The sequence below is a fragment of the Nocardiopsis sp. TNDT3 genome (assembly GCF_003427465.1).
Classification (GTDB): domain Bacteria; phylum Actinomycetota; class Actinomycetes; order Streptosporangiales; family Streptosporangiaceae; genus Nocardiopsis; species Nocardiopsis dassonvillei.
In genome coordinates, this window is record NZ_QPFC01000297.1 from 1 (window position 1) to 6,152 (window position 6,152).

Consider the following 6,152-nt stretch of genomic DNA (forward strand, 5'->3'; position numbering starts at 1 on the left):
GTCGTGGTCGGGGCGGGTGGGGCCGGGCGGTCGGGGGTGCCGCGTCCGTTCACGAAGTGGTCGACGTGCGCGGCGATCAGGTCCAGTACCTCGGCGACGTCCTCCCGGGTGGCCCTGGGGTTGAGCAGGGTGAGTTTGAGGTGGGGCCTGCCGTCGACGGTGGTGCGGGCCACGAAGGCGCGGCCCGAGGCCAGCAGCGCCTCGCGTGCGTAGCGGTGGGCGGCGTCGGCGGTGTCGGGGTCGGCGCCGGGTACGGCGCAGCGGAAGACCAGGGTGCTCAGGCTGGGCCGGGTGACCACGGTGAAGCGCGGGTCGGCGTCGAGCAGGGTCCAGGCGGTGGCGGCCAGGTCCAGGACGCTGTCGAAGAGGGCGCCCACGCCGTCGGCGCCCATGACGCGCAGGGTGAGCCACAGTTTGAGGGCGTCGAAGCGGCGTGTGGTCTGCAGGCTCTTGTCGACCTGGTTGGGGGAGAGCAGGGGGGTGCTGCCGTCCGAGCGGGAGTTGAGGTAGTCGGCGTGGTAGGTGACGTGGCGCAGGACGTCGCGGTCGCGGACCACGATCGCGCTGGAGCTGACCGGTTGGAAGAAGGACTTGTGGAAGTCCACGGTGACCGAGTCGGCGCGTTCGACGCCCTCCAGCAGGTGGCGGTGGCGCGAGACCAGCAGGCCGCAGCCGTAGGCGGCGTCGACGTGCATCCACACGCCGCGCTGTCGGCACAGGTCGGCGATGCGGGGCAGGGGGTCGATGCTGCCGAAGTCGGTGGTTCCGGCGGTGGCGACGACGGCTATGGGCAGGAGTCCCTCGGCGCGGCATCGGCGCAGTTGGGCGGCGAGGGCGTCGGGGCGCATGCGGCGTCTGTCGTCGCAGGCCACGGTGATGACGGATTCGTAGCCCAGTCCGAGGAGGGCGGCGGACTTGGCGACGCTGAAGTGTCCGGCCTCGGAGGTCAGGACGCGCATCCGGGGCAGGAGTTCGGCCAGGCGGGTGTCCTGGCCCTCCTGCGCCTTGGCGCGGTGGTGGGCCTCGTCGCGTGCCATGAGCAGGGCCTGGAGGTTGGACTGGCTGCCGCCGCTGGTGAAGACGCCGTCCGCGGTCTCGCCGAAGCCGACGCGCTCGCACGTCCAGTCGATGAGCCGCTGTTCGATCAGGGTGCCCCCGGCGCTCTGGTCCCAGGTGTCGAGGGAGGAGTTGACGGCGGACAGGACGGTCTCGCCGAGCAGGGCGGGCAGGACCACGGGGCAGTTGAGGTGTCCCATGTAGCGGGGGTGGTGGAAGTAGACGGCGTCGTCGAGGTAGACGCGTTCGAGTTCGTCCAGGGCCGCGGTGGGGTCGTGGAGCGGCTGGTCGAGGTCGACCTTGTCGATCTGGGGGCGCAGGTCCTCGGCGGTGGCTCCGGTGAGCGGCCGGTCGGCTCCGGCGATGCGTCGGGCTACGCGGGCCGCGGCCTCCCCCGTCAGGTCGCGGTAGCGTTCGGCGCTCCGGGCGTCGAACAGCTGTGTCCGGGGGTCGTCGGGGTCCTGGCCGGAGGGGGGTGTGGGCCTGGTGCCGAGGGCACCGGCGTTCCCGTGCAGCGGGCCCGGTGCGGACCGCGCGAGGGAGCTCATGGATCATCCTCCTGGAAACGGGCATGCCGACAGCATCCGCAAAGCGGATGTGGGCATAGGGTGAGGAACTTCGCGAACACTCTTATGTAGGTCGCCCTAACTAAGGGGAGGCTAGCCTAAGCGTTCGAGCCCGTACAGTGTGAGGAGGGTTACAGTGGCGACCATGGCGGTCGCTCGGAGTGATCGTAGGCCGCTGAGCAGGGCGAACGATCGTGACACAGGGTGATGTGGCCTTCGCGAGGACCGCACATCCGACACGGCGGGCTTTTTCTCGCCGAATGGACGTTTACCCCTCCCGGCGCCTCCGTGGCGCTTCGGGAGAGGTCCGTGACCCGGCCCCGCGCCGGGGAGCGGTCGGCGTCGTGACGGGGCGGCCGGGCGAACGCGGACGAGCGCGGCCGCGCCGGTCAGGCGGACGCTCCCTTGCCGGTGGCCATGACGGCGGTGCGGACCGCGTTGCGCAGTCCGGGGGCGGCGGCGTCGAAGCGCTCCTGGACCGCCCTGACCGCGGGCCGGTGCCGCCAGCGCTCGTTGGGGGCGAACACGGTCCACACGTCGCCCTCGGTCGCGATCGCGACCAGGGCCGCGTCCTGGAGGGGCACCGCCGCCGGGTCGCCGCCGCCCAGGACCGCCTCGCGCGTGCGCTCGCGCAGCCGGTCCGCCTCCTCGGGACGGTTGGGGGTGACCGTGCGGGTGGGGAAGACCCCCAGCGTCCGGCCGCGCCTGACCGTGACCGACCCGTTCGCGACGAGCCCCTCGCGCACCATCTCCTCGGCCCTGCCCATCTGGGGGTAGAGGAGGTTGATCCAGTGGTGCGGCTCGTTGGGGGACAGGTCGGACAGGACCCGGGCCAGGAACGGGTCCCGGGGCGCCCGGGCGATGGCGCGCGTCACCTTGCCGTCGCGGGGGCGCAGCAGCCCGCCCAGGGTCAGGTCGGCCAGCGCCGCGGCGCACAGCAGTTGGCCGCGGTAGCCGGCGCTGACGGGGTCGAACCGGTTGTTGTCGGTGTCGTAGCTGAGCAGGTAGAGCCGCTGCGGCAGCGTCAGGTCCATGTCGTTCTCCTCTCGAAGGCGTCCTCGCGGGGCGCCCGCCCGCGGCGGGAGCCCTCGCGGGCCCGGTCGGGATCTGTCGTGGAAGTACCCCGTCCGCGTGTGCGGGCGGCCCGCGCCGGGGCCCTCACCTGCGCGGTTCCCAACGGAAGATCCGGGTGGCCGCCGCGACGGCGACGACGACCCAGGCCAGCGTGGGCGCCAGCAGGAACAGGGAGTCGGCGACCGGGACGCCGCCGCTCCATGCGTTGACGACCAGCTCCGAGGCCGAGCCGCCGGGCAGCAGCCGCTTGAGCAGGGTCAGCTCCTCGGTGCCGGTGAACCCCACCCACCCGGAGACGGCCAGGACGCCGATCATGATGGGCAGCGTGGTCACCTGGGCGTGGTCGGGGGAGTTGGTCAGTCCGGCCGTGGCCAGCCCCAGGCCCGCCATCATGACCATCGTCGCGACGACGGCCGCCACCAGCAGGAGCAGGTTGTCCGGGGCGCCGCCGACCACGGCCAGCACGGTCAGGATCACGGCCACCTGGACCAGCGTGACGGCGGTGACCGGGAGCAGCAGCCCGGTGAGGATACTGGCGTCGCCCGAGGCCGTGGAGCGCAGCCGCTTGAGGAAGAGGTTCTGCCTCCGGGAGGCGAGCGTGGTGACCGAGGTGGTGTAGAGCCCCATGGTCACCACGAGGAACACCAGGATCGAGGCGATGGCGCCCGGGTCCACGGCCTCGCGCAGCGCGGGGAAGGTCTGGTGCATGTAGATGTAGAACGCGCTGGAGGCCGCCGGGACGATGAGCATGGTGACCAGAACCAGCCGGTTCCGGAAGATCTGGATCAGCTCGCTCTGAGCGATCGAGAGCATGGTGCGGGTCCTTTTCCTGGAAGGTGCGGGAGAGCCGGGGCGGTGGACGTCGTCCGCCGCGCGGCGGGGCGCGGGTACCCGGGGACACGGGTCCCGGAAGAGCGGGCTAGTCGTCGCCGATGGAGCGGAAGACGTCGTCGAGCCGGGTCGGCCCGGCCTCCAGCCCCCGCAGTTCGACCGCGTTGTCCTGCGCCCAGCCGAGCAGGGTGTACAGGTCCTTCTGCAGGCCGAGGGTCTCGACGAGGAAGGCCCCGTCGCCCTGGCGCGCGGCCTGGACCGGCGGCGTCGGAGCGGTGTCGGGCAGGGAGAAGCGGATCGTGGCCGGAAGGGTCTGCGTCAGCTCGGCCACGGTGCCCTCCCGGTGGAGGGAGCCCCTGTGCATCAGCCCGATGCGGTCGGCGCGCTGCTGGGCCTCCTCCAGGTAGTGCGTGGTCAGCACGATGGTCGAGCCGTCCTCGCGCAGCCTGTCCACGGCCTCCCACAGCCCGTCCCGGGACTGGATGTCCAGCCCGGTGGTGGGCTCGTCCAGGAAGATCAGCTCCGGCGACCCGTACGCGGCGGTGGCGAAGTCCAGCCGCCGCTTCTCGCCGCCCGAGAGCTGGGACACCTTGGTACCGGCCTTGGCGGTGAGGCCGACCATGCCGAGCACGCGTCCGACCGTGTCCGTGCGCAGGGTGAGCCCGCCGATCAGCCGGACCGACTCCTTCACCGTCAGGTCCGGGGAGAACCCGCTCTCCTGGAGCATGATGCCCACCCGGGGCCGCACGGCGCGCCGGTCGCGCGGGTCCTGGCCGAAGACCCGTACGGTGCCCGAGGTGGCGGTGCGGTGGCCCTCGACGGTCTCCAGGGTCGAGGTCTTGCCCGCGCCGTTCGTGCCGAGCAGCGCGTAGAGCTCCCCGCGCCCCACCTGGAGGGACAGGTCCCTCACGGCGTGGAAGTCCCCGTACTTGAGGTTGAGCCGTTCGACGTCGATGACTGCTGTGGAGGTCATGTGTCCATTGCAGCGTCCGACGCGCTCCGGGGGCAGTGGGACCACGTCACCACCCGGCCGTGACGTTTGTCGGGGTGAGGCCATGACGCGGTGTCACTGGTGGGCGCGGCGCGATCGGCGGAATACTGGGGCGGACCCTTGCCCTCGAACCCGGAGAGCCGCACATGGACACCCGGCCCCCGCGCACCCCGCCGACGGCGGCTCCGGCCCTCCTGCGGCCGCCCGGGGCGCTGGTCCGGCACGACCCGTCGGCGTCCTACGCCTTCGCCACCGTGGCCGCCCCGCGCGAACGCGTGGCCGACCGCGGCGGCGGGTCGACGGTCGGACACGACAAGGGCCGGTCCCCGACCGCCGCGCAGTTCCCGCGCCCGGCCCCGGCACAGCGCACGACAACGCGGAAGGACAACCGATGACCACCGTGGTACTCGCCGACGACGAGGCCCTCCTGCGCAAGGCGATGGCCGCCCTGCTCCCGCTGGAGGGGGAGATCACCGTGCTCGCCGAGGCGGAGGACGGGGAGGAGGCCGTGCGGGCCACGCTGGACCACCGGCCCGACGTGCTCGTCATCGACCTGGAGATGCCCAACGTGGACGGGCTCGGCGCCGTCGAGCGGATCCGCCGTGAACTGCCGGACCAGGTGATCCTCATGCTCACCCGCCACGCCAGGCCCGGGGTGCTCCGCAAGGCGCTCAAGCTCCGGGTGCAGGGGTTCGTCAGCAAGTCCGCGGAACCGGCGCACATCGCCTCGGTCATCGCCAACCTGCACCAGGGCAGGCGGTGGATCGACCCGGACGTCTCCGCGCTCGCCGTCATCGACGACTGCCCGCTCACCGACCGCGAGGTGGACGTGCTGCGGGCGACCAGCGAGGGCTACTCGGTCGCCGACATCGCCGCCCAGCTCCACTTGGCGGAGGGCACGGTGCGCAACTACCTCTCCAACGCGATGCAGAAGACCCAGACGCGGACGCGGCACGAGGCGGCGCGGTACGCGCGCGAGCACGACTGGCTGTGAGCCTTCGGCGCCGTTTTCCCGGACGCCGCCTTCCCGGCGTCGTGGGCCCGTGACACCGGCCCGCGGCGCCGCTTCTCCGGTGTGCCCGGGCCGGTTCGGGACCGGGGCGGGCCCGTGTGCCTCCCAGCGGAGGGCGGCCTCCCGTCTCCCCGCGGGAGGCCGCGGACTTCCGTGCGCCCGGGGAGCGCCGGGGGGACACCCGGGCGCCGGGGCGGTCGTGACACATCGGTGACCTCGTGTTTCGCGTTCCACCAGTGACACCACGTCATGGTCGGTCGCAGCGCGACGTCACGGCGAAGTGGTGACGCCGTCGCACTGCCCGAGGAGCGCGCGCACCGGTGGAATAGGGGTCATGAGCTTCACACCGGCCACCACCGGAGGACACCCGGAGCGAACGCGAAGCACCTCGTCGCCCCTTCCCCGCACGGGGGCGGCCCGGATGCGACCGCGACCGCGACGGAGCGCCGACCCGGCGGCGGAGCCGGTCCCGGACCCGAAAGAGAGGAACGACATGGCACGCAGCGACACGACCGCAGCCCAGAACCTCCTCGACTCCCCCGAGCACACCGACCCGAACACCTCCCCGGACGGAGTGACCATGACCGAGCACCTCCCCGCCCAGCCCCGGCAGTCCCCCGGC

6 protein-coding genes are annotated in these 6,152 nt (G+C 72.6%); 2 read left to right on the forward strand and 4 right to left on the reverse strand.

Features of this window, described 5'->3' with window-relative positions; genetic code table 11:
- The 4 genes from DQW06_RS08015 to DQW06_RS08030 form a co-directional block, all read right to left on the reverse strand.
- The coding region (locus DQW06_RS08015; RefSeq protein ID WP_117198229.1) for an aspartate aminotransferase family protein at nucleotides 1–1,604 on the reverse strand (1,604 nt) is incomplete at its 3' end.
- A 407-nt stretch (nucleotides 1,605–2,011) separates the two neighbouring features.
- Complete coding sequence (locus DQW06_RS08020) at nucleotides 2,012–2,656, reverse strand: GPP34 family phosphoprotein (protein ID WP_013152124.1); 645 nt, start codon at nucleotides 2,654–2,656, stop codon at nucleotides 2,012–2,014.
- Between the two features lie 124 nt (nucleotides 2,657–2,780).
- Nucleotides 2,781–3,509, reverse strand: coding sequence for an ABC transporter permease (locus DQW06_RS08025; protein WP_013152125.1), 729 nt, complete (start codon nucleotides 3,507–3,509; stop codon nucleotides 2,781–2,783).
- A gap of 106 nt (nucleotides 3,510–3,615) precedes the next feature.
- A complete protein-coding gene (locus tag DQW06_RS08030) occupies nucleotides 3,616–4,500 on the reverse strand; it encodes an ABC transporter ATP-binding protein (protein ID WP_041552414.1) in 885 nt (294 codons plus the stop codon).
- A 164-nt stretch (nucleotides 4,501–4,664) separates the two neighbouring features.
- Here DQW06_RS08030 and DQW06_RS08035 point away from each other — a divergent pair, with 164 nt between their 5' ends.
- Complete coding sequence (locus DQW06_RS08035) at nucleotides 4,665–4,913, forward strand: hypothetical protein (protein ID WP_013152127.1); 249 nt, start codon at nucleotides 4,665–4,667, stop codon at nucleotides 4,911–4,913.
- Nucleotides 4,910–5,512: a DNA-binding response regulator gene (locus DQW06_RS08040; RefSeq protein ID WP_019610906.1), complete on the forward strand. Its 603-nt coding sequence runs from the start codon at nucleotides 4,910–4,912 to the stop codon at nucleotides 5,510–5,512. Before DQW06_RS08035 ends, DQW06_RS08040 begins: the two co-directional genes overlap by 4 nt.
- The last annotated feature ends 640 nt before the right edge of the window (nucleotides 5,513–6,152 follow it).

Coding starts and splice junctions, on each gene's coding strand:
- DQW06_RS08025 (WP_013152125.1), bottom strand. CDS start 3,509: ATGCTCTCGATCGCTCAGAGCGAGCTGATCCAGATCTTCCGGAACCGG.
- DQW06_RS08035 (WP_013152127.1), top strand. CDS start 4,665: ATGGACACCCGGCCCCCGCGCACCCCGCCGACGGCGGCTCCGGCCCTC.
- DQW06_RS08040 (WP_019610906.1), top strand. CDS start 4,910: ATGACCACCGTGGTACTCGCCGACGACGAGGCCCTCCTGCGCAAGGCG.
- DQW06_RS08020 (WP_013152124.1), bottom strand. CDS start 2,656: ATGGACCTGACGCTGCCGCAGCGGCTCTACCTGCTCAGCTACGACACC.
- DQW06_RS08030 (WP_041552414.1), bottom strand. CDS start 4,500: ATGACCTCCACAGCAGTCATCGACGTCGAACGGCTCAACCTCAAGTAC.